21 protein-coding genes and 1 pseudogene are annotated in these 24,842 nt (G+C 60.2%); 11 read left to right on the forward strand and 11 right to left on the reverse strand.

Annotated elements, in window-relative coordinates:
- The first annotated feature begins 47 nt into the window (after window positions 1-47).
- Window positions 48-1,400 (forward strand): histidinol dehydrogenase, encoded by a 1,353-nt coding sequence (gene hisD / locus EKH49_RS05520; RefSeq protein ID WP_128470048.1) that lies wholly within the window; start codon window positions 48-50, stop codon window positions 1,398-1,400.
- A gap of 84 nt (window positions 1,401-1,484) precedes the next feature.
- Entirely contained in the window at window positions 1,485-1,973 is a 489-nt protein-coding gene (gene nrdR / locus EKH49_RS05525) for a transcriptional regulator NrdR (protein WP_128470049.1), read from the forward strand.
- 84 nt (window positions 1,974-2,057) lie between these two features.
- On the opposite strand, the gene map is transcribed toward nrdR, so the two are convergent.
- Window positions 2,058-2,933: a type I methionyl aminopeptidase gene (gene map, locus EKH49_RS05530; protein WP_128470050.1), complete on the reverse strand. Its 876-nt coding sequence runs from the start codon at window positions 2,931-2,933 to the stop codon at window positions 2,058-2,060.
- A gap of 133 nt (window positions 2,934-3,066) precedes the next feature.
- On the opposite strand from map, the gene EKH49_RS05535 reads away from it, so the two are divergent.
- Window positions 3,067-3,261 (forward strand): SPOR domain-containing protein, encoded by a 195-nt coding sequence (locus EKH49_RS05535; protein WP_128470051.1) that lies wholly within the window; start codon window positions 3,067-3,069, stop codon window positions 3,259-3,261.
- A 105-nt stretch (window positions 3,262-3,366) separates the two neighbouring features.
- On the opposite strand, the gene panB is transcribed toward EKH49_RS05535, so the two are convergent.
- On the reverse strand, window positions 3,367-4,203 hold the full coding sequence (gene panB, locus EKH49_RS05540; protein ID WP_128470052.1) for a 3-methyl-2-oxobutanoate hydroxymethyltransferase: 837 nt from the start codon (window positions 4,201-4,203) through the stop codon (window positions 3,367-3,369).
- A gap of 136 nt (window positions 4,204-4,339) precedes the next feature.
- On the opposite strand from panB, the gene glnA (EKH49_RS05545) reads away from it, so the two are divergent.
- From glnA (EKH49_RS05545) to EKH49_RS16835, 4 genes and pseudogenes are all read left to right on the forward strand, one after another.
- Window positions 4,340-5,680, forward strand: coding sequence for a type I glutamate--ammonia ligase (gene glnA, locus EKH49_RS05545; protein WP_128470053.1), 1,341 nt, complete (start codon window positions 4,340-4,342; stop codon window positions 5,678-5,680).
- A gap of 52 nt (window positions 5,681-5,732) precedes the next feature.
- A complete protein-coding gene (locus EKH49_RS05550) occupies window positions 5,733-8,759 on the forward strand; it encodes a bifunctional [glutamine synthetase] adenylyltransferase/[glutamine synthetase]-adenylyl-L-tyrosine phosphorylase (protein WP_128470054.1) in 3,027 nt (1,008 codons plus the stop codon).
- A 5-nt stretch (window positions 8,760-8,764) separates the two neighbouring features.
- Window positions 8,765-9,049, forward strand: a pseudogene (locus EKH49_RS17165) (DUF1990 family protein); the annotation flags it as partial.
- A gap of 360 nt (window positions 9,050-9,409) precedes the next feature.
- Complete coding sequence (locus EKH49_RS16835; protein ID WP_236641048.1) at window positions 9,410-9,877, forward strand: nucleoside deaminase; 468 nt, start codon at window positions 9,410-9,412, stop codon at window positions 9,875-9,877.
- Between the two features lie 11 nt (window positions 9,878-9,888).
- Here the strand turns inward: EKH49_RS16835 and EKH49_RS05560 are convergent, their stop codons facing one another.
- Window positions 9,889-10,254 carry a hypothetical protein gene (locus tag EKH49_RS05560; RefSeq protein ID WP_128470056.1) on the reverse strand — a complete coding sequence of 122 codons (366 nt, stop codon included), beginning with the start codon at window positions 10,252-10,254 and terminating at the stop codon, window positions 9,889-9,891.
- Between the two features lie 87 nt (window positions 10,255-10,341).
- Window positions 10,342-11,766, reverse strand: a complete 1,425-nt coding sequence (gene glnA / locus EKH49_RS05565) for a type I glutamate--ammonia ligase (RefSeq protein WP_128470057.1) — start codon at window positions 11,764-11,766, stop codon at window positions 10,342-10,344.
- Between the two features lie 274 nt (window positions 11,767-12,040).
- Here glnA (EKH49_RS05565) and EKH49_RS05570 point away from each other — a divergent pair, with 274 nt between their 5' ends.
- Window positions 12,041-12,478, forward strand: a complete 438-nt coding sequence (locus tag EKH49_RS05570; protein ID WP_128470058.1) for an RDD family protein — start codon at window positions 12,041-12,043, stop codon at window positions 12,476-12,478.
- A 71-nt stretch (window positions 12,479-12,549) separates the two neighbouring features.
- Here EKH49_RS05570 and EKH49_RS05575 read toward each other — a convergent pair whose 3' ends face one another.
- From EKH49_RS05575 to lipB, 3 genes are all read right to left on the reverse strand, one after another.
- Window positions 12,550-13,299 (reverse strand): DUF4191 domain-containing protein, encoded by a 750-nt coding sequence (locus EKH49_RS05575; protein WP_128470059.1) that lies wholly within the window; start codon window positions 13,297-13,299, stop codon window positions 12,550-12,552.
- 168 nt (window positions 13,300-13,467) lie between these two features.
- Window positions 13,468-14,466: a lipoyl synthase gene (gene lipA, locus EKH49_RS05580; RefSeq protein ID WP_066144368.1), complete on the reverse strand. Its 999-nt coding sequence runs from the start codon at window positions 14,464-14,466 to the stop codon at window positions 13,468-13,470.
- Between the two features lie 33 nt (window positions 14,467-14,499).
- A complete protein-coding gene (gene lipB, locus EKH49_RS05585) occupies window positions 14,500-15,174 on the reverse strand; it encodes a lipoyl(octanoyl) transferase LipB (RefSeq protein ID WP_255209585.1) in 675 nt (224 codons plus the stop codon).
- Window positions 15,175-15,252: 78 nt separating this feature from the next.
- Between lipB and EKH49_RS05590 the strand changes: the two genes are divergently transcribed.
- Window positions 15,253-16,764, forward strand: a complete 1,512-nt coding sequence (locus tag EKH49_RS05590) for a serine/threonine-protein kinase (RefSeq protein WP_128470060.1) — start codon at window positions 15,253-15,255, stop codon at window positions 16,762-16,764.
- Between the two features lie 78 nt (window positions 16,765-16,842).
- On the opposite strand, the gene EKH49_RS05595 is transcribed toward EKH49_RS05590, so the two are convergent.
- From EKH49_RS05595 to EKH49_RS05610, 4 genes are all read right to left on the reverse strand, one after another.
- The gene (locus tag EKH49_RS05595; protein WP_128470061.1) at window positions 16,843-17,193 is read right to left on the reverse strand and encodes a hypothetical protein; all 351 of its coding nucleotides are present in this window, start codon (window positions 17,191-17,193) and stop codon (window positions 16,843-16,845) included.
- A 111-nt stretch (window positions 17,194-17,304) separates the two neighbouring features.
- On the reverse strand, window positions 17,305-19,038 hold the full coding sequence (sucB, locus tag EKH49_RS05600) for a 2-oxoglutarate dehydrogenase, E2 component, dihydrolipoamide succinyltransferase (protein WP_128470062.1): 1,734 nt from the start codon (window positions 19,036-19,038) through the stop codon (window positions 17,305-17,307).
- Window positions 19,039-19,155: 117 nt separating this feature from the next.
- A complete protein-coding gene (gene lpdA / locus EKH49_RS05605; RefSeq protein ID WP_038991885.1) occupies window positions 19,156-20,535 on the reverse strand; it encodes a dihydrolipoyl dehydrogenase in 1,380 nt (459 codons plus the stop codon).
- Between the two features lie 280 nt (window positions 20,536-20,815).
- Entirely contained in the window at window positions 20,816-22,330 is a 1,515-nt protein-coding gene (locus EKH49_RS05610; RefSeq protein ID WP_128470063.1) for a leucyl aminopeptidase, read from the reverse strand.
- 253 nt (window positions 22,331-22,583) lie between these two features.
- Here EKH49_RS05610 and EKH49_RS05615 point away from each other — a divergent pair, with 253 nt between their 5' ends.
- Window positions 22,584-23,546 carry a proteasome assembly chaperone family protein gene (locus tag EKH49_RS05615; protein WP_128470064.1) on the forward strand — a complete coding sequence of 321 codons (963 nt, stop codon included), beginning with the start codon at window positions 22,584-22,586 and terminating at the stop codon, window positions 23,544-23,546.
- On the forward strand, window positions 23,543-24,805 hold the full coding sequence (locus tag EKH49_RS05620) for an MFS transporter (protein ID WP_128470065.1): 1,263 nt from the start codon (window positions 23,543-23,545) through the stop codon (window positions 24,803-24,805). Before EKH49_RS05615 ends, EKH49_RS05620 begins: the two co-directional genes overlap by 4 nt.
- The last annotated feature ends 37 nt before the right edge of the window (window positions 24,806-24,842 follow it).

Raw genomic sequence — 24,842 nt, forward strand, 5'->3', positions numbered from 1 at the left:
AGGTAACTAATAAAACCTTCCCCGGCCATCGGCGTTAAACTAGGAAGGTGAGCACTATTCCAGAAACTGAATTCTCGGCACTCGCCACCCTCGATTGGCGCAACGAATCCCTGAGCTACGCGCAGCTGAAGGCCAAGCTGCCCCGCCCGGCGGTGAACTCCCAGACCGCTGCCGACACCGTGCAGCAGATCATCGACGATGTCCGCGCCCATGGCATGGAGACGCTCAAGGACCTGGCCAAGCGCTTTGACCATGTCGAGCTGGAACACACTCGCGTGCCGCAGCACGAACTGGACCGTGCCCTGGAAGAACTGGACCCGAAGGTCCGCCTGGCATTGGAAGAATCCATTGACCGAGCCCGCGTCTTCGCCAAGGCCCAGCGCCCAGACGACGCCGAAGTCCGCTACGCTAACGGTGCAACCGTCACCCAGCGGTGGGTTCCGGTGCGCCGCGTCGGCTTGTACGTCCCAGGCGGCCTGGCCGTCTATCCTTCCTCGGTCATCATGAATGCGGTGCCTGCCCAGGCTGCCGGGGTCAGCTCGCTGGCCCTGGCAAGCCCGCCACAGAAGGAATTTGGCGGCCTGCCGCACCCAACTATCCTGGCTGCGGCCAAGCTGCTGGGCATCGATGAGGTGCACGCCATGGGCGGCGCCCAGGCAGTGGCAGCGTTCGCCTACGGGGTGGAGGTGCCTGACGACGAACGCGGCGGCATCGAACCGGTGGACGTGATCTCTGGCCCGGGCAACGTGTTCGTGGCCACCGCCAAGCGCCTGGTGAAGGGCGTGGTGGGAATCGATGCTGAAGCAGGTCCCACGGAAATTGCCATCCTTGCCGATCAGGGAGCCGAGCCGGGCTTTGTCGCTGCCGACATGATCTCGCAGGCAGAACACGATGCCAACGCCGCGGCCGTGCTGATCACCGATTCGCCAGAGCTGGCTGCCGGCGTGCGCAAGGAACTTGAAAAGCAGGTTGCCGCCACGAAGCACGCGGCCCGCGTGACCGAAGCGCTCTCCGGTACCCAGTCTGCCATCATCCTGGTCAAGGACCTGGAGCAGGGCATCGAGGTGTGCAATGCGTACGCTGCCGAACACCTGGAAATCATGGTGGCCGAGGCAGAAGCCACCGCCGCCCGCATCACCGCGGCCGGTGCCGTTTTCGTCGGAGCCTATGCTCCGGTGTCACTGGGCGACTACTGTGCAGGTTCCAACCACGTGCTGCCAACCAGCGGCACGGCGCTGCACGCCTCGGGCTTGAACGTGAATACCTTCTTGAAAGCCATCCAGGTGATCAACTACGACAAGGCGGCACTGGGCGAAGTGGCCGCTCACGTGATTAATCTGGCCAATGCCGAGGACCTGCCGGCCCATGGCGACGCCGTCGCGGTGCGAAACGCGCAGTAGGCGCTAAACTGTTAGGTGACATGAGTTGATTCTTGCCACCTCAGGGTGCGTGCGAATGCTTCTTGGGCTACAGATGGAGGTGCCGTGAACTGCCCGTATTGCCGCAATGCGGATTCTCGAGTGGTCGATAGTCGAGTTGCCGACGACGGCGTCTCCATCCGGCGCCGCCGCCAGTGCACTTCCTGCTCGCGCCGTTTCACCACTACCGAAACTGCGAGCCTGAATGTGCTCAAGCAGTCCGGTGCCGTAGAACCGTTCTCGCGCAACAAGGTGATCAACGGTGTCCGCAAGGCCTGCCAGGGCCGTCCGGTCACCGATCACGATCTTGCGATCCTGGCCCAGGAAGTCGAAGAGGCGGTCAGGACCTCGGGCGCCGCTGAAATCCCGGCGCACCAAGTGGGGCTGGCCATCTTGGAGCCGCTGTCGCGCCTCGACGAAGTTGCCTACCTTCGCTTTGCCAGCGTTTACCACAACTTCCAGTCGCTGACTGATTTCGAGACGGCCATTGCCCGGCTGCGCGATCGCCGCAGCAAGGCTCCGCAGGGAACCCAGCGTCCGCTGTCAGCCGACTAGCAATCCTTGCACACAGCACAACGCCAGTGCCCGGAACCTTTCAAAGTTTTCGGGCACTGGCGTTTGCCGTAGGCATCAAAGTGACTATGGCAGGGTGAGGATTTCCGCGCCGTCGTCGGTGACGAGCAGTGTGTGCTCGAACTGCGCGGTGCGCTTCTTGTCCTTGGTGGTCACAGTCCAGTCGTCCTCCCACATATCCCATTCGATGGTGCCCAAGGTGAGCATCGGCTCGATGGTGAAGACCATGCCTGGCTCAATCAGGGTGTTGTAGGCAGGAGCCGCATCATAGTGCGGAATGATCAAGCCGGAGTGGAAGGCTTCACCCACGCCGTGGCCGGTGAAGTCCCGGACCACGCCGTAGCCGAACCGCTTGGCGTAGGTTTCAATGCTTCGGCCGATGATATTGATCTCGCGTCCTGGCATCACGGCCTTGATGGCGCGCTTCAGCGAATTCTCGGTGCGCTCAACCAGCAGACGGGATTCTTCATCCACGTCGCCGACCAGGAAGGTGGCGTTGTTGTCTCCGTGAACGCCGCCAATATAAGCGGTGATATCGATATTGATGATGTCCCCATCTTGCAGCACGGTTGTGTCCGGGATGCCGTGGCAGATGACTTCGTTCAGTGAAGAGCACAGCGACTTAGGGAATCCGCGGTAGCCCAAGGTTGAGGGGTAGGCGTTGTGATCCATGAGGAATTCATGGCCAAGGCGATCCAGCTGATCCGTGGTTACCCCTGGCCGGCAGGCCTTGCCCACTTCCTGCAGCGCCTGGGCGGCAATCTTGGAAGCTACCCGGATGCGCTCGATGACTTCTGGGCTTTTGATTTCCGGAGCCGTGTTGGCGGCAGGTTCCTTCTTGCCAACGTATTCGGGACGTTCGATGTGTTTCGGTACCGGAAGTTCCGGGGATACCGTGCCGGCGGTGAGATTTCCAAGTGGTGCAGTTGAAGCAATAGCCATGCTTTTATTCTAGCTACAGGTATCTTCGGCTTCACCAAGAGATAGCCGAAAGAACTGGTGGTGTTGCACCTATTTTCCACCGGTTGGGATACCGTGGAAGCAACAGCAGGTTTCGAGATTAGAGGAGTTTTCCATGAGCTCAGTTGGCACCCCGGGCGAAGGCCAGTACTGGTACAACGTCTCAACCAAGACCGTGGAGAAGGGCCCGCAGTCTGATTGGTCGCAATTGCTCGGCCCATATGACACGGTTGCTGAAGCCGAAGCCGCGATGGAGAAGGTCCAGGCCCGCAATGAAGCCTGGGACGAGGCGGAGGAAGACGACCAGTAGCCGCTGAAGGCACCGGTCCCAGCGGTGCTGTGAATGGCAGAATGGTGCGCTTCCGGGTTGGGCAACCTGGAACCGCACCATTGTGCTAAGCGGCGTGAGCCAGTCTCATTCCTTGAATTCGTATTCTGCCGACGGGAACGTGCCAGCCACTACGTCCTGGTGGTATTCGCGCACCGCGGTGCCGATAACCTCACGCAGATCTGCGTACTTCTTGACGAACCGTGGGGTGCGCCCCCCGCCAAGGCCGAGCATGTCCTGCCAGACCAGGACCTGTCCGGTGGTGGAGTTGCCTGCGCCGATGCCAATCGTCGGGACCTTCAGCGCTGCATCGATTTCGGCGGCGACCGGGCTTGGCACCATTTCCATCAGGATGCAGAAAGCGCCGGCATCTTGCAATGCCACAGCGTCGTGCTTCATCTGCGCGACGGCGTCGCCGCGGCCCTGCACGCGGTACCCGCCCAAAGCATGCTCGGACTGCGGGGTGAACCCGATGTGCCCGATGACGGGTACACCGGCAAGGACCATGGCGCGAACGTGTTCGGCGTAGTGCGCGGTGCCTTCCATCTTGACCGCGTGGGCATGGCCTTCCTTCATCAGGCGCACCGCGGTGGCCACGGCCTGTGCCGGGGACTGCTCGTAGCTGCCAAACGGCAGGTCGGCGACGACCAACGCGCGCTTGGCGCCATTGGCAACAGCTTTGGTGAAGACGATCATTTCGTCGAGGCTGATCGGCAGCGTGGACTCGTAGCCGAGGACGGTATTGGCAGCTGAGTCGCCAACCAGCAGGATCTCGATCCCCGCCGAATCGAAAATTTCGGCCATCATGACGTCATAAGCAGTTAACATCGCGAATTTTTCGCCATTGTCCTTGGCCTTCTGCAAATGATGAAGTCGGATACGGGACGGGCCTTTTTCAGGATTCCCTAGGTATGGTTGTGGCATGAAACGACTTTACCGCACTTGGACAGGGCGATGCAGATCGTTGGGACCGTCCTGAACCGATATAGTGTTGCCACAGGTCAATTTTCTTGCCGGTTGTGATCAGCGCCGGATATCAGAATCCCGAAGGTGGTGGAAAATGGATCGTCAGCAGGAATTCGTACTGCGCACCATTGAAGAACGCGACGTTCGATTTGTGCGAATGTGGTTTACCGACGTGGTTGGTTCACTCAAGTCCGTGGCTCTGGCTCCTGCTGAAGTTGAAGATGCTTTCGAAGAAGGTCTGGGCTTTGACGGTTCCTCCATTGATGGACTGTCCCGGATCTCGGAATCTGACATGCTGCTTCAGCCCGATCCTGCCACCTTTCAGATTCTTCCTTGGCGTGGCGAGGTTGAACCGACCTCCCGCATGTTCTGCGACATCCTGACTCCGGAAGGCCAGCCGTCCAATGCCGATCCGCGCCAGGTGCTCAAGCGCCAGCTGGCCGAAGCATCGAACATGGGCTTCACTTGCTACACCCATCCGGAGATCGAATTCTATTTGCTGCAGAACGATCAGCTGGATGCCAATGGCCGTCCGCAGCCGATCGACAACGGCGGCTACTTCGACCATGTGCCAGATGGCGTGGGACAGGACTTCCGCCGCGCGTCGGTGACCACGCTGGAAGCCTTAGGCATTTCGGTGGAGTTCTCCCACCATGAAACCGGCCCTGGCCAGAACGAAATCGATTTGCGCTACGCCGATGCGCTGCAGACCGCCGACAACATCATGACCTTCCGTACCGTCATCAAGGAGATGGCGATGCAGAAGGGCATCCACGCGACCTTCATGCCCAAGCCGTTTGCCGACCATCCGGGCAGCGGCATGCACACCCACTTCTCATTGTTCGAAGGCGATGCGAACGCGTTCTTCGAAGCCGGCCGTGAATACCAGCTCTCCGACGTGGCGCGCTCCTTCATCGCAGGCATCCTGCACCACGCGCCGGAAATGACCGCCATCACCAACCAGTACGTGAACTCGTACAAGCGCTTGTGGGGCGGGGGAGAAGCGCCGAGCCACCGTTCGTGGGGACACAACAACCGTTCGGCACTGGTCCGCGTGCCGCTGTACAAGCCGGGCAAAGGTCAGTCGGCCCGCGTGGAATACCGCGGCATCGACTCGGCAGCGAACCCGTACCTCGCCTATGCAGTATTGCTCGGTGCCGGCCTGAAGGGCATCCGCGAAGGCTACGAGCTGGAAGAGCCGACCGAGGACGATGTCTGGAGCCTGTCCACGGCGGAACGCCGTGCTTCGGGCCACGTTCCGCTGCCCGGCAGCCTGCACGACGCATTGCGCGCCATGGAAGAGTCGGAACTCATGGCCGAGATCCTCGGCGAACAGGTATTCAACTCCTTCCTGTCGAACAAGCGCACCGAATGGGAAGAGTACCGCCAGGTCATCACCCCATACGAACTGAACAAGTATTTGGGAATCCTCTAGAGACTTCGCCGCGTGAAGCTGCGTGGCGAAATGCGGGAGAACACGAGAAACCATGCCGGAAGTACCCTCGCGAGCATTGATCAACGCTGGCTTCAGCGACGTCGAACGGGCCAAGAATTTCCTTCAATCCAAGGAATTATCCAAGATTGATCCCGATCTGATCGTGAGCAAGATGGCGCACGCGCCAGATCCGGATCAGGCGCTGCTGCTGGCGCTGAGGTTGGTTGACCGGCATCCGGAAGCCATCGACATCTTCATGGAGCCGGCCAGCTGCCAAGGGCTGGTAAGGCTCCTGGGCAGCTCGTCGGCGCTGGGCGAGTTCCTCATACGCTGTCCCGAGGCCTTGGATATCGTCCGCCAAGCTCCTCCAGGCGAATTCGCGTCCGTTCCCTCGGAACAACTGGTCGAGGACTTGCTGGCTTCCATCGAGGCCAACGAATCCGAGGGCGGGCACTGGGTTTCGTCCTATACCGGTGCTGAAGCACGCCAGCGTTTGCGCACCGCCTACCGAAAGGCCTTGCTATCGCTGGCACACCGGGACTTGGGATCCACCCAGCCGCAGCGCATCCTGCCCAAGGTTGCCGCCGAACTGGCCGACATGGCTGGGGCCGCGCTCGAAGGAGCCCTGGCCATTGCCCGGGCCGAAGCCGCCGAACAATATGATGCGGACGACGTCGACCGGGTGAAGATCACCATCATCGGCATGGGCAAATGCGGTGCACGTGAACTGAACTACATCTCTGACGTGGACGTCATCTATGTCCATGATTCAGCCCTGGGTATGGACGAAGATCTCGCCGCCGCGATCGCCACGGTCATCTGCGGCAACACGGCGCGTGCCCTGATGGTGCCAGGACCGGAGCCGATGCTGTGGGAAGTGGACGCGAATCTCCGCCCCGAGGGCAAGGACGGGGCGTTGACCCGTACGCTATCTTCCCATGAAGCGTACTACCGGCGTTGGGCCCACTCGTGGGAATTCCAAGCCTTGCTCAAGGCCCGCGCCATAGCCGGAGACAAGGAACTGGGACGCTCCTATGAGCGCATGGTCTCGCCCATGGTGTGGTCCAGTTCTGAACGCGAGGGTTTTGTCGAATCGGTCCAAGCGATGCGCCGCCGCGTCAGCGACAACATCGACAAGCAAGACGTCGCGTGGCAGATCAAGCTCGGCCCCGGCGGGCTGCGCGACGTCGAATTCACCGTCCAGCTGCTCCAGCTTGTCCATGGACGTGTGGAACCTGCCATTCAGGTGGCAACAACCACCCTGGCCATCCAGGCCATGAGCGACACCGGCTACATTGGCCGTGACGACGCCACGAATTTCGATGACTCCTATCGTTTCCTGCGTTTGCTGGAGCACCGAATCCAGCTCAGCCAATTGCGCCGAACCCATTTGATGCCACGGGCCGAAAATGCCCAGCGCGTACTGGCGCGATCAATTCGCGGTGCCGGAGACCTGCAGCCGAGCAGCCCGGAGAAGCTGATGCGCCGATGGAATGAAACCAAGCGCATGGTGCGTTCGCTGCACGAGCGTATTTTCTACCGGCCGCTGCTGGTGAGCAGTTCCAACCTCTCGGCCGATGATGTCAGGCTCACCGCAGAATCCGCGCAGGCCAGACTTCGCGCCCTGGGTTATCTTGACCCCAAGGCAGCGATGCGGCATATCGAAGCCTTGACCGGCGGGGTCTCGCGCAGCGCCTCCCTGCAGCGGCAATTGCTCCCGGTGCTCTTGGACTGGTTTGCCCGCGGGGTGGACCCGGACGCAGGTTTGCTGGGCTTCCGCAGGCTCAGCGAGGCGCTGGGGAAGTCCCATTGGTTCCTCGGCATGCTGCGCGATACGAATGCCGCCGCCGAGCGATTGAGCCATCTGCTGTCGAACACGCGCTTCCTGACTGATCTGCTGGCCAATGAGCCTGCCGCAGCCGCCTGGCTGGGCTCTGACGCCTCATTAGCGCCGCAGACCTTCGAGAACCTGCTGCAGCAGAACACTTCCATCATCCATCGCACGAAACAGCCCGAGGCGGCCATCCGGATGATCCGCATGGTGCGCCGCCGCGAGTTCTTGCGTGTTGCGCTGGCCGACGGAGCGGGCCTGCTAACTGTTGATGAAGTCGGCAATGCCCTGTCGAACATTGACGCCGCCATGGTGGACGGGGTGCTGAAGGTCCTTTTGGCTGACGACCAGGCCAAGCACGGGGAGCATGCGGTAATTGCGGTCATTGCCATGGGCCGCCAAGGCGGTCGGGAAATCGGGTACGGCTCCGATGCGGACGTTCTGTTTGTCCAGCGTCCGGTCCCCGGCGCCAAAGATCAAGCCGCCCAGGAACAAGCGCTTCGGGTGGTCACCGACCTGGTGTCGTGGACTTCGAAGCCTTTGAAACCGGCGATTCCAGCGGAAGTGAAATTGAAGGTCGACTCGGATCTTCGTCCCGAGGGCCGCCAAGGCATGCTGGTCCGGTCGATTGACGCCTACGCCAGCTACTACCAGCGTTGGGTGGAAATCTGGGAGCAGCAGGCATTGCAACGTGCCCGCCCATTTGCCGGAGACGACCAGTTGGCCGCAGACTTCATGGAACTGATCAAGCCGGTGCGCTATGGCAAGGGGCTCGAAGACACGGAGATTCGTGAAATCCGCAAGATCAAGGCCCGCGTCGAGTCTGAACGGCTCCCGCGCGGTGCCGACCCGAACCGCCACCTGAAGCTGGGACGCGGCTCGCTGTCGGATATCGAATGGCTGGTGCAGTTCTACCAGCTGCAATACGCGTGGAAACACGAGTCCTTGCGCACCACATCCACGCTCAAGGCGTTGGAAGAATTGGCCAAACTGGAGCTCATCTCCGAGCAAGACAGCGAGCTGCTGGCGACTGCCTGGCGGCTGGCTACCCGGATCCGTAGCGCCGAGATCATCACCTCCGGACGTTCCAGCGATGTGCTGCCCAGCTCGGCGCGCGATATGGAAGCCGTGGCTCGCTGGTGCGGCTATGAGCCGAACACCGGCATGGAACTGGAAGAAGACTACCTGCGCGCCACCAGGCACTCGCGAGCCCTGTTCGAGCAGCTGTTCTACGGCTTCGAAGACTAAACCGGATGTCCCTGACACGGATCAACGAGAAGCTGTGGAACCCCGAGCCCGGGCGTTACCGGGTGTGGCAACGCCGAGCCTATCTGGGCTCGGGCGAAGCATTCTGGGGGCAGGCCGCGGTCGCGCTGCTGCACTGGGAGGTGAAGACCCGCAGCGGATTTCGCATCAGCCCGCAGGACAAAGTCCGCAGCGGAGCCCAGCCGCAGATCATCGTCCCGGTGGGGCCAGTGTCCATCCACGAGCCCGTTGAGGTTGTGGAAGTCCTTGAACGCAGCGATGTTGTGGGATTCGCCTATCGAACGTTGCCCGGGCACCCGGTCTCCGGGGAGGAAGCGTTCATCCTGCGTCGGCTGGGGCATCGGTGTGGCTGGAGGTGCGTTCGCCCGCGGCGGCCTCGGACAGCTAGGGCTGGCGTTCGGTCTTCTGGCTGCTGCTGGGCGCGCAGAAGCTTACTCGATGGCGCTACCTACGAGCGCTACGCCAACGATAACTCTGGACATCGCCGCGCGCAGGGTGCGGTCGCCCGCATCAATTTTCCGACGTCCTCGCACCGGTGTCTGTTAAGGGGATATGCTAGGCACTCAGATCCAGATTTCGGTTCGGCGTTTGCGCAGTGCCTGATGGCGCCGATGGTGCGAGGGGAGCAAGCCATGGATCCACAGCTAATGCAGGCAGCGGTCGAACAGTCGTTGCTGGCGTTGGGCAGCAACGACAGCGGCCCATTCGGGGCCGTAGTGGTACTGGACGGCAAGGTCATTGCCGCCGGCTACAACACCGTGGTGCATGATTCCGATCCGACAGCCCACGCGGAAGTCAATGTGATCCGCAAAGCCGGGCAGGAGCTCGGGACTTTCGATTTGTCCCAGTGCGAGCTGTACACCAGTTGCGAGCCGTGCCCGATGTGCCTCGGCGCCATCTACTGGGCGCGATTCAAGCACGTCTACTATGCCAACGACCGGCAGGACGCGGCAAGCATCGGTTTCGACGACAACTTCATCTACACCGAGCTGGAACTGCCCATGAGCGAACGCCGCATCCCATTCACCAAGGTCGATATGCCTTCAGCCCTTGCCGCTTTCGAGGCGTGGACCGCCAAGGGCGACAAGCAGGAATACTAGCCGCCGCCGTATCAGCGCTGGACTGGTGCCAGCCGATGCTCCACATCAGGCCACGGGACATGGATGCGTTCGGCAGGCTGCAATGCCTTAGCCCGCAACGCATCGGCCAGCACAATGCCGTGGGGCGAGACCTCCACGATGGACAGCAATTCAGTAGCGTCGCAGGATCCGGCATCCAGCACCCAGGAATTCATCAACTCGCTGATGCCGCGCTCGACGAGCAGCTGTTCGCCGTCAAGGTAGTCGCAATCATCGGCTACGGCGTGGCCCAAGACATTGCGCGGGGTCACCCGCTGGTAGTCGGGATCCGCTGGGTCGAGATAACCGACGGTTTCACCATCGTCGCGCTGCACGCCGACCCACGTAGATATGTCCATGACACCAGCCTACCCTGAGACGAAACGACGCCGGGTCCCGCCAACAGGCGAGACCCGGCGTCGAGCCGTTACCGTACAGGACGGTGATTAGCAGCCGTAGTAGAGCTCGAATTCGTATGGGTTCGGGCGCAGGCTCAGTGGCTTGATTTCGTTTTCACGCTTGTACTCGATCCAAGTCTGGATCAGGTCCTCGGTGAAGACGCCGCCTTCGAGCAGGAACTCGTGGTCGGCTTCCAGAGCCTTCAGCGCCTCTTCGAGGCTTTCAGGTGCGCGCTGGATTTCCTTGGCCTCTTCGGCAGGAAGTTCGTAGAGATCCTTGTCGATTGGCTCGGCTGGTTCGATGCGGTTCTTGATGCCGTCCAGGCCAGCCATCAGCTGCGCTGCGAAGGCCAGGTACGGGTTCGAGGAAGCATCCGGGGCGCGGAACTCGATGCGCTTGGCCTTCGGGTTCGAACCGGTGATCGGGATGCGGATGCCAGCGGAGCGGTTGCCCTGCGAGTACACCATGTTCACCGGGGCTTCGTAGCCCTTGACCAGACGACGGTAGGAGTTCACGGTTGGGTTGGTGAACGCGAGCACGGCGTCTGCGTGCTTCAGCAGGCCGCCGATGTACCAACGAGCGGTGTCGGACAGGCCGGCGTACCCCTTCTCGTCGTAGAACAGCGGATCGCCGTTGGACCACAGCGACTGGTGCACGTGCATGCCCGAGCCGTTGTCGCCGAAGACAGGCTTCGGCATGAAGGTTGCGGACTTGCCCCAAGCATCAGCGGTGTTCTTCACGATGTACTTGAAGAGCATCAGTTCGTCCGCGGCGTGAACCATGGTGTTGAACTTGTAGTTGATCTCAGCCTGGCCGGCAGCGCCAACTTCGTGGTGGCTGCGCTCTACCTCAAGGCCTGCCTTATCCAGCTCAACGCAGATTGCGTCGCGCAGATCGGCCTGCTTGTCGGTTGGAGCCACCGGGAAGTAGCCGCCCTTGAAAGCAGTCTTGTACCCCTGGTTGCCGCCTTCTTCCTTGCGGCCGGTGTTCCAGGGTGCTTCGTCGGAATCGATCGAGTAGAACGCGCCCTGCGGCTTGGATTCGTAGCGAACGTCCTCGAAGATGAAGAATTCAGCTTCTGGGGCGAAGAATGCGGTGTCAGCGATGCCGGTGGATTCCAGGTATGCCTCAGCACGCTCGGCAACGCCACGTGGGTCGCGGTGGTAAGGCTCACCGGTGCGTGGGTTGATGATCGAGAAGTTGAAGGCCAGGGTCTTTTCCAGACGGAACGGATCGATGAAACCGGTGGTGACATCTGGGATCAGCTGCATGTCGGACTCAGAGATGCCGGCGAAGCCGCGGATGGAAGAACCATCAAAGAGCTGGCCGTTGACGAAGAAGTCGGCATCCACGGACTTGGCCGGCACGTTGAAGTGTTGCTGTACACCTGGTAGGTCGGTGAAACGGATATCGACGAACTTGATGTCCTCTTCGGCAATATATGCCAAGACTTCTTCTGGACTGGTAAACATGTGCAGGTGACTCCCTGGTGAGATATGAGGTTTGGTAAACGGAACCCGTAGCCAGAATTATCTGCCTGGTCCTCTTGCTTACGTATCAAGCTTACCTATAATCCATTTCTGAATGGTGTCTCTATTGTTTCCAACCTGTTACAAGCGGAGAATCCGGGCGTGTCGTATCGATCTGATCTGCGCAGATTGCCAGCTGTAACAATCTGACTTGGATACTTGCTACCGCGTTATGGGGTTCTAACTGGGGCACAGAATTGCTGGATAGACTGTATAGGTGGAAAGAAAAGACTTCAGCTCGTGGCTTGAAGGGCCGCCGCAGCACAATACGCAAGAATGGCCCGGGCAGGATATGGGACGCCCAGTCAAGGGTCCTGGCTCCGTTGCCAGGTTCCCGCGAAGGGTCGGCGCCCTGCTCCTGGACTGGGGACTGTCCATGCTGCTCAGCTGGTGGTTGTTCAATAGCCATGACCTGGCAACGCTGGGCCTGTTTTGTGCCGGGCAAATCATCGGTGTCGGGTTCACGGGGCACACGATCGGGCATCGCACCTTTGGCATGCAGGTGCAGTCGCTGGATGGAACCGCGATCAAGCCATTGCAAGGCTTGATTCGTTCGCTGCTGCTTTGCTTGGCCATTCCGGCCTTCATCACCGACAAGGACCAGCGTGGCCTTCATGATCGGTTGCCGAAAACCATCTTGGTGAATATCTCCTAGCAACTAGCTCCGGACAGCACTAAAGAAGCCGCAACAGGAAAATCCTGTTGCGGCTTCTTTAGTGCTTGTCTTTAGCGTCCACGCATAGCGCGGCGGTTCGGACGTACGCGGTTTGGATCTACGCCCTTGGGGATGGGCAGACGATTCGCAGTCAAGGTGCTCAGACGCTTGTCGATTGCGCTGACTTCCAGTTTCGTAATCGACTTCGGAAGCTTCTTCATTGACTTGCCAACTTCAGCCAACGGAGTCTGGCCTTCTTCGGAACCAGCGTTGATGATGTGCACAGGCACGTTCGGCAGAACGCGGGCAATGCGCTTGCGCTCGGATGAGGCAAGTTCGCGAACGCGGTTTTTCGGGCCCTCGGTGACCAGGACGATGCCTGGACGGCCGATGCCGAGGAACACCAGATCCTGGTGGCGGTTGTAGGCAACCGGTTCCTGCTTCAGGATCCAGCCGCGACGCAGCACGCTCATGGCAGCGCCAGCGGCACCTGGACGGCCCTCAAGCTGCGAGAACGCAGCCTTCTCGGCACGGCGCGACATGATGAACATTGCAGCAAGAAGCGCCAACGGGATTGCGATGATCAACATCGTGATCCAGTTATTGATCAAGAAGCCGATGACCAAGCAGACAGCAATGACGGCCAAGGCGGCCAATGCCATCCACCACACGACCATAGGGTCATTGCGGCGAGTCATCTGGAAGACCTGGCCAATTTGCTTCAGGCGGCCTGGTTCTTTGTTCTTCTTCTCAGCTTTTGGTTTACGCGAAAACAAGCCACGCTTAGGCGCGGCTGCGTCGTTGTCGGAGTTTTTGGCCATAGTGCCTTAATTCTACGCGATGAAGTTGATAGTTCTAAGCCGTGCTGGATCGAACATGGCATTTTCAGCTGAATTGTCCATCAACGGGCAACGGAATGGCCCCGGAACCCGCATTGGTTTCCATCTGCAGGTTCGGGGCCATGGTCCGAGCTGGTTCTCAACAACCAGCTACTTGATCAGCGAAGCTGCTTCCTGGCGGGTGTTGCCCGAGGACTCGATATGCGACAGGGCCTCAGGGATTTCCCTTCCCTTCTTGCGCATGGCACCAGCCCAGAGGCGGCCAGCGCGGTAGGACGAGCGAACCAGTGGTCCGGCCATTACACCCGAGAATCCGAGTTCTTCGGCTTCCTGCTGAAGTTCAAGGAACTCCTGCGGAGTGACCCAGCGGTCAACTGGCAAATGCAGGTCCGTGGGGCGCAGGTACTGGGTCAAGGTGAGCAGATCGCAGCCGGCCTCGTAGAGATCGCGCATGGCCTCTGAAATTTCTTCACGAGTTTCGCCCATGCCCAGGATCAGGTTGGACTTGGTGATCAATCCACGCTTGTGGCCGTGGGTGATCACATCCATGGAGCGTTCGTAGCGGAATGCTGGGCGAATGCGCTTGAACAGGCGGGGCACGGTCTCGACGTTGTGGGCGTAGACCTCCGGCTCCGAATCGCAGATGGCATCCAGGTTCTCGGGCTTGCCGCTGAAGTCGGGAATCAGCAGCTCGACACCGGTGTTCGGATTCATCTTGTGGATCTGCCGCACCGTCTCCGCGTACAGCCAGGTGCCCTCGTCTTCGAGGTCATCGCGGGCAACACCGGTGACGGTGGCGTAGCGCAAATCCATCTTCTTCACGCTCATGGCCACCTTGAATGGTTCCGAGCGGTCGATTGCCACCGGCTTGCCGGTGGCAATCTGGCAGAAGTCGCAACGGCGGGTGCACTCGGAACCGCCGATGAGGAACGAGGCCTCGCGGTCTTCCCAGCACTCGAAGATATTCGGGCAGCCTGCTTCTTCGCAGACGGTATGCAGTCCTTCGGACTGCACCAGGTTCTTCAGCCCCACATATTCGGGGCCGATGTTGAGTTTCGCCTTGATCCACTCGGGCTTGCGCTCCACGGGAACGGCGGCGTTGCGCTTTTCGACGCGCAGTAGTCGACGGCCTTCTGGCTCGATGCTCATTTACTGCTCTTTCTGAAGGAAGTGAGTGGTTGTCTAGACGACTTGAGGGGTAAGCAGACGCTCTATTTCCGCTTGAACTCGGTCAACGACGTCTTCGGGGGTGACGGTACGGCCCAGTTCTTCGGAAATCGTGGTGACACCTGCATCAGAGATGCCGCAGGGGATGATCTGGTCGTAGGCGGAAAGCGCGTTCGAGCAGTTCAAGGCGAATCCGTGCATGGTGACTCCGTGGTTGATACGGATGCCGATGGCTGCAATCTTGCGGTCCTGCGCGCCGTCTTTGCCTGGGACCCAAACTCCGGAACGGCCCTTGATCTGGGTCGTTGGAATGCCGAGTTCGCTCACGACATTAATCAGGGCTTCTTCCAGAGTCTCCACGTAAAGACGGATTGCGCTGATTTTGCGGAGCTTGACGATGGGGTAGCCAATGAGCTGTCCCGGGCCATGCCAGGTCAATTTTCCACCGCGGTCGACATCCACGACGGGGGTGCCGTCCAGCGGGAGGTCTTCGGGTTCAGTTCGCTTGCCTGCGGTATAAACCGCTTCGTGCTCCAGGAACAGGACTCTAGGGGTTTGCGTGTCCGCGGCTACCGCATCATGCAGTTGGATCTGGTAATCCCAAGCTTCCATGTAGGGCACAAATTTTGAGCCTAGTCCGACTCGTTCGAATTCGATCGCCATGACGGCTAGCCTACGCTCTTGAACGATCGGTCGCTAATTCAGTGCCGTTGAGCTCTCCTGTGGATATCCAGCTTGCATTTTCTGTTTGTGGGATACAACGGAAACATGGATGAATCAACGAATGTTCTAGCGTGGCCGACGAGCCCGGGGCATGTGACCGTCAAGCCGCTAAGTGCCAAGTCACCATGTAAAGTTTGGCTGATCCGGAGGGAAAGCGACCAGATGTATCTGACGCTTAAACTTAGCCTGACTATGGAAAACATCACTTCTCTGCGCCAGGAAGAGGTGAGGCAGTCACGGAAATATGTCGTTGATTTTTACGGAACCCTGCCGACACAATTCGGCGAGGGGCTGATCATGGAATATTGTCCCGGCGGGAGTTTGGCGGATCTTGTTGCGAGCCGCAGCGCCTTTGCGCTGGGTGAATGCGTGACCGCATTGGCTCCCATTGCGCAAACGCTATCGGTCATGCATTCGCAGGGCCAGCGCCATGGGGACTTGTCGCCAGCCAACATCCTGCTGACCGCCAAGGGCATGCCGAAGATCATCGACTTCCAGGAAACTGCTTCGTCAAGCCAAGCACTCACTGGTTCCGGCACGCCCGGATTCGTTGCCCCTGAAATGCAGGCCGGGTTGTTGGAAGGCCAAACCGGAGAGCAGGACGTGTACTCGCTGGGCGCCTGCTTGTGGTTTCTCCTGTCGGGACGGGTTCCCGAAGATGAACTGATGCGTCCACCAGCTAGCGTGATGTTCCCCAGCGTCCCCTCGATCATTCATGAGCTCTTGATCGATTCCATGAATCCGGTGCCGCAAGCGAGGCCAACCGCCGACCAGTTCGCTCGAGCCCTGTTCGCGAGTTGTCCAGCTGAGCCCATCCATTGGGAAGGCCATGTAGCTCCTGAAGCTACGCATCTGATGGAAACCATCCATCCAACCCAGGAATCGGGTGCTGCGCACAGGCGCTCAAAGCGTGCACGGGATGCCGCAGGAAGGCAGCGGAATAGCGGGAATGATGAATCCTGGCACTGCCATCGGTTGCGCAGTACACCCGGGGCCATGAAGCTGGTGGGTGCTGCCGTCTTGGGCATCATGGTCGTGCTCGGGAGCATGGTGGGCGTCAATCATTTCCGGGCTGCTGTGGCGAACGAAACGACTGCGCCTGCCACGGCGCCACCAGCAGGACAAGACTGCCGAATCAAGGATGCTGCACAAGTGCCCGCCTGTGCGTTGAATCGAGAAACGGTGGTCTCGGCATTCCTGGCACTTTCAGGAGAACGAGACGAGGCGATGGGGCAGCTGGCGGGGGAGAGGCTCAAGGAGCTCTACACTCCTGGTGCAGAGCAATTGGAGCGCGACCTGGAAACGATCGATCAGCTACGGGACATGGGTTTGGGACTTGAAGGTCTGCGCACAAGACTGAAGGACGTGACGGTATCCGCCCGTGGGCAGGGTGACACTGTCATTCTTGCCGCGACTTCGACCCAAGAGGAATACCGTTACGTGGATGCTGAAGGGGCCACGATGCACACCGTCCAGGCTGCCGAGCCGCAAAGTATTGAAGTTGAAATGGTGCTGGATGAAAGCGGCTGGAAGATCGGCAAGGTATTACGACGTTAAATGCATAATGGCGGGAGACGAAACCAGGGCTTGCTCAAAGCTGCTGGTTTCATCTCCCGCCATATAGGCTGCAGCGGATTAGCTCCAGAGAACCGCAACCGCGATGTTGATGAAGGTCATGCCACCCACTGCATGGGCGATACCGGTAGAAACTTCCTCGCCGTTCTTCATCTTCTTGCGGCCAATGAAAGCTGCGACCAGGATGATGATTGCAATCAGCGTCTTGATACCAATCTTCATGTGGTTTGGCGAACCGTCGCCGGCCTCGAGAATGCCGACCATGGCCAGACCCGTGACCAGCTGCACGATGGCGCCGTACCACTGCCAGACAGAGATCGTAGGGGTCTTGAAATTGGCCAGCCAGCCACCAAAGATGGCTGCTGCGCCCAAGATATGCACGAAAATCAGGAGAGAAAGAAGAATAGTCATGACACTAGCCTAATCTATCTTCGACTGATCGTAGAAAACGCAGAATCGCCCCTGCCGAATCAACGACAGGGGCGATAATCTACCTAGGCGACGAGGATCGCAACTGGATCTTTACAGTCCCAGTTCGCCTTCGAAGGCGCCACCTTCAAGGCGAGCCTTGACGGTCTGCAGGAAGCGGCCTGCATCGGCGCCGTCAACCAGACGGTGATCGTAGGTCAAGCACAGGTACATCATGTGGCGGATGGCAATCGAATCGTTGCCCTCTGCATCGGTGACGACCATTGGACGCTTCACGATCGCACCGGTGCCCAGGATGGCTACCTGTGGCTGGTTGATGATCGGGGTGTCGAACAGTGCGCCAACCGAACCGATGTTGGTGATCGAGAAGGTGCCACCGGACAGCTCGTCTGGACCGATCTTGTTGCTGCGGGTACGTGCAGCAACATCAGCGATACGCGAAGCCATGCCGGCGAGGTTCAGATCGCCAGCGTTCGACACGACGGGAACCAGCAGGCCCTTGTCGGTGTCGACTGCGAATGCCAAGTGCTCGGCATTGTGGTAGGTGATCTTCTGGGTCTCTTCGTTGTACTCGGCGTTCAGCTTAGGATGTGCCTTCAAGCCTTCGGCAACAGCCTTGGCGATGAATGGCAGGTAAGTGAGGTTCACGCCGTTAGTGGCCTTGAAATTGGCCTTGGCCGCAGCACGCAGCTTCACGATGCGGGTCATATCGATTTCGTGGACCTGGGTCAGCTGAGTCGATACGTCCAGGGACTCGCGCATGCGGCGAGCGATGACCTGGCGGATTCGTGGAGCCTTTTCCTCGGTGCCGCGCAGTGAGGAAACCTCCACTGCAGGGGCAGCTGGCTTTGCGGCGGCAGGAGCAGCGGCAGCAGCGGCAGCTGGAGCAGCAGCTTCCTGGGCGGCAACAGCGTCCAGCACATCCTGCTTGCGGATGCGGCCGCCAACACCGGTGCCCTTCACTGAAGCGATGTCGATGTTGTGCTGGTTAGCCAGGCGGCGTACCAGCGGGGTGACGTAGCCGGACTCGTTGTTTGCCTCGGCTGCTGGTGCAGCTGGAGCGGCAGGGGCAGCAGGTGCTTCTTCCTTAGCTGGAGCTGGGGCTGCCGGAGCGGCCGGAGCCTCTTCCTTGGCCGGAGCTGGGGCAGCAGGAGCCTCTTCCTTTGCAGGAGCAGCAGCTGGAGCCTCTTCCTTGGCTGGAGCAGCTGCTGGAGCGGAGCCAGCGGCACCGATTACGGCCAGAACAGCGCCAACTTCAGCGGTCTCATCTTCTGGAACGCGAATTTCCAGCAGGGTGCCAGCAACTGGGGAAGGAACTTCGGTGTCTACCTTATCGGTGGAAACCTCAAGCAGCGGCTCGTCGACGGATACCTCATCGCCAACTTCCTTCAGCCAGCGGGTAACGGTACCTTCGGTCACCGACTCGCCCAGGGCTGGAAGGGTAACTTCGGTGCCTGAGGCAGCGCCACCGGCAGATGCGGCTGCAGGAGCTTCTTCGGCTGCCGGTTCAGCTGGTGCTTTCTCTGCGGCTGGTGCGGCAGGTGCTTCTTCAGCGGCTGGTGCTGCCGGTGCAGCGTCGCCGGAGCCGGAGCCATCGCCGATGCGAACCAGTGGGGCGCCAACTTCGGCGTCCTCGTCCTCGGCCACAAAGATTTCCTCGATGACGCCAGCTACCGGCGAAGGAACTTCAGTGTCAACCTTGTCAGTGGAAACTTCCACCAACGGCTCGTCTACCTCTACGCGGTCGCCGACCTGCTTCAGCCAGCGGGTTACCGTACCTTCGGTAACGCTTTCACCCAGTGCGGGTAGGTTTACGGTTTCAGACATCGTCCCGTATCTCCTTGTTTTATAAAGCTTGACATGTGGTGGGAGGCGTTGCCTCCGAGCCTAGTGCATTCAGGCAGCGCGTTACATCAACGCGCTGCCTGAATGACCAAAACGTGATTAACCGTGCAGCGGTGCGCCGGCCAAAGCCATTGCGGCTTCGCCCAGGGACTCGTTCTGGGTTGGGTGAGCGTGGATCAGCTGCGATACGTCCTCTGGGTATGCTTCCCAGTTCACGATCAGCTGGGCTTCACCGATCTGCTCGCCAATGCGTCCGCCGATGCCGTGAACGCCAACGATTGGGCCGTTCTTGACGCGAACCATCTTGATGATGCCGCTGGTGCCCAAGATCGAGGACTTGCCGTTGCCAGCCAAGTTGTACTCGGTGGTTTCGATCTGGTCAGCGCCGAACTTCTCCTTGGCCTTCGGCTCGGAGTAGCCCACCGATGCGATCTCTGGCTCGCAGAAGGTCACCTTCGGGATGTTGATGTCCTCAACGATGGTTGGCTTCAGGCCGTGGATTTCCTCGGCGACGAAGCGGCCATGCTGGTAGCCGCGGTGTGCGAGCTGGACGCCTGGAACGATGTCGCCGATGGCGTAGATGTTGCCAACGCCGGTGTGCAGGCGCTCGTCGGTGATTACGAAACCGCGATCAATGGTGATGCCCTGCTCTTCGAAGCCAAGGCCCTCGGTGACTGGACCGCGGCCCACAGCAACCAGGACGATCTCAGCTTCCAGAACCTTGCCGTCAGCCAGCGAGACCTTGGCGCCGTTGGCATCCTGCTCGACCTTCTCGAAGAAAACGCCGGTGTTGAACTTGATGCCGCGCTTCTTGAAAGCACGCTCCAGGTTCTTGATGATGGCTGGATCCTCGTTTGGAACCAGCGATGGCAGGCCCTCGACGATGGTGACGTCGACGCCGAAGGACTTCCAGACCGAGGCGAATTCGACACCGATGACGCCGCCGCCCAGAACGATGGCGCTCTTTGGCAGGTCTTCCATGTTCAGTGCTTCGGTGCTGGTCAGCACGCGGCCGCCGATTTCCAGGCCCATGGTCTTGGAAGTGGATCCGGTGGCCAGGACGATGTACTTGCCCTTGTAGACGGTGCCATCGACATCGATGGAATCCTGGGCAACCAGTCGGCCGTTACCGGTGATGACGTTGACCTTCTTCATCTTCAGCAAGCCCTGCAGGCCCTTGTGCTTGCCAGCGACAATGCCTTCCTTGTACTTGCGAACGCCGGCCAGATCGATCGACTCCAGCGAGGAGTTGATGCCGTACTTGGCACCCTCGCGAGCGTTCTCTGCCAGCTCTGCTGCATGCAGGTAAGCCTTGGTTGGGATGCAGCCGGTGTGCAGGCAGGTGCCGCCCAGCTTTTCCTTCTCGATCAATCCAACGGTGTAGCCCAGCTGGATGGCGCGCAATGCTGCCGAGTATCCAGCGGATCCGCCGCCGAGGATGAGGACATCAAATTCTTGCGTTGCTGCCGAATCGGCCACGTGAACGCTCCCTCGTATTCGCTTAGTGAGGCCGGCTTTGGCCGACCAGGGGATCGGGTGTGGACTTTCTGGAGCGTGACACATGCGGGCGCGCACCTTTGATCCACGGTGATGTTTCAAAACTTACCTTAGTACCGTCGAATGGCTAGAGTCACCTTCGGGGCACTAAAAGTCAGGTATGTCTCTAATTTTGAGCTCATCCCGGCATCGGCCAATTGATTCTGGCGATACCGGGATGAGTTTCATGGCACTGCAGCTGCTTTGCCGCTGCGTTTAACGGCTAGTTCGCTGCGGCAACCTGTTCTGCGTAGGCAACCAGCGTGCGTACCTGCGAGCCGGTGCCGTTCTTCGGGGTGTAGCCCCAGGCACTTCCTTCGTTGAAGGCCGGACCAGCAAAGTCGATGTGGGCCCAAGGAATCTTCTTGCCGTCGACTTCGCCGACGAACTCTTCGAGGAAGACGGCAGCGGTCATCATTCCGCCCATGCGCTCACCGATGTTCGCCAGATCGGCGACCTGCGACTCGATGGATGGACGCAGCTCTTCCGGCAGCGGCATGGCCCAAGCCAATTCGCCCACCTTGTCCGAGACGGCAACCAGGTCGCTGGTGACCTGCTTGTCGCCCATGACGCCTGCAGTGCGCAGGCCCAGAGCCAGCATCTGCGCGCCGGTCAGCGTAGCGATGTCGATCATGACATCCGGCTTTTCCAGGCTGGCTGCGGCCAAGCCGTCAGCCATGACCAGGCGGCCTTCGGCGTCAGTGTTCAGCACCTCAACGGTCTTGCCGCCGAACATCGTCAGCACATCGCCCGGACGGGTCGAGGCGCCGCCTGGCATGTTCTCTGCCAGGCAGAGCCATGCGGTGACCTTCACGTTCAGCCCAAGTTCGGCGACGGCGGCGACGGTCTGGAAGACTGCGGCGGCACCGGACATGTCCGACTTCATGGCGTGCATGCCTGCAGCAGGCTTCAGCGAGGTGCCACCGGTATCGAAGGTGATGCCCTTGCCGATCAAAGCGATGTGCTTGGCTGCCTTCGACGGCGCGTACTCGACCTTGACCATGCGCGGCTGGCGAGCCGAGCCGCCGCCGACGCCGATCAGGCCGCCAAAGCCGTCCTTGGCCAGTCGCTTCTCATCGAAGATGGTGACCTTCAGCGGCAGCGGCTTGGAGTAGTCCTTGACCGCCGCGGCGAAAGACTCCGGGTACAGCACGTTGGCTGGGGCATTGATCAGGTCGCGGGTGCCGCGGACCGCGCGGCCCAGGATTGCCGCGCGCTTGAGCACGGCCGGAAGATCCTTGGAAGTGGCAACCGAGGTGACGATCTGGGCTTCGGCCAGTACTGGCTTCTCGCTCTTCTTCGACCGGTGGTTCTCGTAGCGGTAGCTGCCCAAGGCGATGCCTTCAGCCACGGCGGCAACGCGCTCAACGCTGTCGGCAGGCAAAGCGAAAATGGCGCTCTTGGCGTTGCTCAACTGGCGGGCAGCCGAGCCGGCGGCACGGCGCAGCTTCTCTTCGGTCAGATCGGCCAGCTCGTCAACGCCAAGGCCGATGAACTGCAGGACCTTGGCCTTCGTGCCGTCCACGCCAGGCAGCGCGGTGATTTCGTCGGCCTTCCCGGCAACGCCCAAAGCCGAGAGCGACTGCTCCAGCGAGGTAGTGGTGTCGGCGGCGAAGGGGGATGCCGCGATGGACACCTTGTCGCCGTTCTTGAGTACGCCCAGGATGAGGGCGTCAGCGCTCTTGCGCTTGATGTCAGTGCCAATGGCGCTCAGAGTGAGATCACTGGAGTTGATCACAAAATCATTCCTTCTATGCCTTTGTAGGGTCTAAGGTCGCGACAGCCCAAGTGGTATTCCGGAGCAGATCCTGCCGGTGGGCTGTGCGTCTCCTGCATCTAGGTTATCCGAGGTTCCGCGTCATCGTGCGTTACTTCACAGCGAGCGAAAGCCAAGTAGCGATAGGATGGAGCATTGATCTGTTGCAGAAGTTCAGTCCTAGCCGATGGTTGCCGCCCTGCTGTGCCGGATGCCGACCCTGAATGAGGAGAAAATGTCCAAGGATTCGTTGATGACGCTGGTCGCAGACGATTTGGATGACTCGCGCCTTCAAGGTCTTGGGATGTTCATTTCGCTGAAGAGCATCAGTGACGCCGGGCATAATCACGCGCAGGTCTCCAACGAGCTTTTCGGCCGTCTGGAATCCGAACTCTTCGCCACTTTCGATGCCGACGAGCTGATCGCCTACACCTCCCAGCGCCCGCGCGTCTCTTTCCTTGGCGACCACTTCGCCGGATACCAGGCCCCGCGCATCGAGATCTACCTGATGACTGATGAGATGGACCGCAAGTTCTGGTTCCTCAACGGAGTTGAACCGGATCTGAAGTGGGAACGCGTGATCGCGGAACTGCAGTCATTCATCGAGGCCTTCAACGTATCGCTGGTTGTTGGGACCGCATCATTGCCGATGCCGGTGCCGCATACCCGGCCGGTCGGCGTGACCGCCCACGGCAACCGCAAGGATCTGATCGAGAACATCTCGACATGGAGCCCTACGGTCGAATCTCCGGCAGGCTTGGCCTCGCTGCTCGAAATCCGCCTGAGCGAAGCCGGCCGAGATGTCGTGGGCTACTCGATGCATACCCCGCACTACCTTGCCGAATCCGAGTACCCGGCGGTCGCCGTTGCGACGCTGGAGTATGTGGGCGCGGCGCTGAAGCTGGCTCTGCCGACCGACAAGCTGCGCGAAGCAGCCCGATTGGTTGACCAGCAGCTCGCCGAGCAGCTTCAAGCCAATAGCGACGTCCGCCAGATGGTGGACGGATTCGAGGAACGTTTCGACGCGCATGCCAAGGAGCACGCGTCGCGTTCGCTGTTGCTGGACGAAGATGAGCAGATGGCGGATGCCGAGGAACTGGGCGCCAGCGCCGAGCATTTCCTGGCCGCCATCGAGAACACTGAAGATTGGTTGAAAAACGGTCATATCGAACCGTTGCCAGGTGATCACGACCAGTGAGCCAGGCCCAACTGAATTCGCCGAAATCGTGGCTCGTCTTCGGCTTCGCAATTCTTGCCTACATTTCTGCAATTTCCCAACGCACCAGCTTCGGAGTCGCGGGCATCCAAGCCACCGAACGCTTCGATGCCAGCGCACAGATCCTGGCGACGTTCTCGGTCGTGCAGCTCGTTGTCTATGCCGGGGCGCAGGTCCCCGTAGGGCTGCTGCTGGATAAATTCGGGCCCCGCATCCTGATTACCTGCGGCGCCCTGCTGATGGCTGCCGGCCAAGCGTTCCTGGCGATTTCGGTCAACGTGCCTATGGGCTTGGCCGGGCGCGTCATGGTCGGCATGGGCGACGCGATGGTCTTCGTCTCCGTGCTCAAGCTCTTGCCCCTGTGGTTCTCCGGCTCGCGCATTCCGGTGCTCACCCAGCTCACCGGTACTTTTGGCCAGCTCGGGCAGCTGATCAGCCTCTTTCCATTCCATATGATCCTGCTTGGCGTCGGCTGGTCCGCGGCATTCTCGATCATGTCAGGGTTCGCTTTCGCCACCTTCATCACGACGATCGCCTTCGTGCGCAATGGCAAGAACTGGGATGGGCATGGCGCGGGGGAGCAGGAGACCGGCTCGCGGATCGCGCAGGCATGGAAGCAGCCAGGGACCCGCTTGGGTTTCTGGACCCACTTCTCTACGGCCTTCATGATCAACACCTTCATGATGACGTGGGGCTACCCGTTCCTTGTCGAGGGCCAAGGCATAGATGGCGCGTTGGCTTCGGGCCTGATGGCTGTATTCGTTGTCGTCGCCATCGTGCTGGGTCCGATCCTCGGCGCCTTGACCGCGCGCCATGCCAGCCAACGTTCCAATATTGCGTTGTCCATCGTGGGCTCCATCTTGGCGCTATGGGCGACCGTTCTGCTCTGGCCGGGACAGGCGCCGCTATGGATTCTGGTGCTCCTGATGGTCGCCATTGCCGCCGGCGGCCCGGCCTCCGTGATCGGTTTCGACTTCGCGCGTACGTTCAACCCGCCGCGGGTTCTGGGAACTGCCACCGGCCTGGTGAATACCGGCGGATTCATCGGAGCATTCGTCACCATCTACGTCATCGGTTTCATCATGGACATGCTGCACAAGGCCAACGGCTCGGTCGGAGAACTCTACAACCTGCCGGCTTTCCGGGTGGCACTGTCCTTCCAATTCGTCATGGCATTGCTCGGCATGGCATTCATGGTCATCGAACGCCGCAAGGCGCGCCGATTCCTCGCTGAACAGTAACCGCCGGCCCCGAGGCCTGGACCAAAAGGTTCTCCAC

The sequence above is a fragment of the Glutamicibacter sp. HZAU genome (assembly GCF_004100365.1).
GTDB classification, from domain to species: Bacteria; Actinomycetota; Actinomycetes; order Actinomycetales; family Micrococcaceae; genus Glutamicibacter; species Glutamicibacter nicotianae.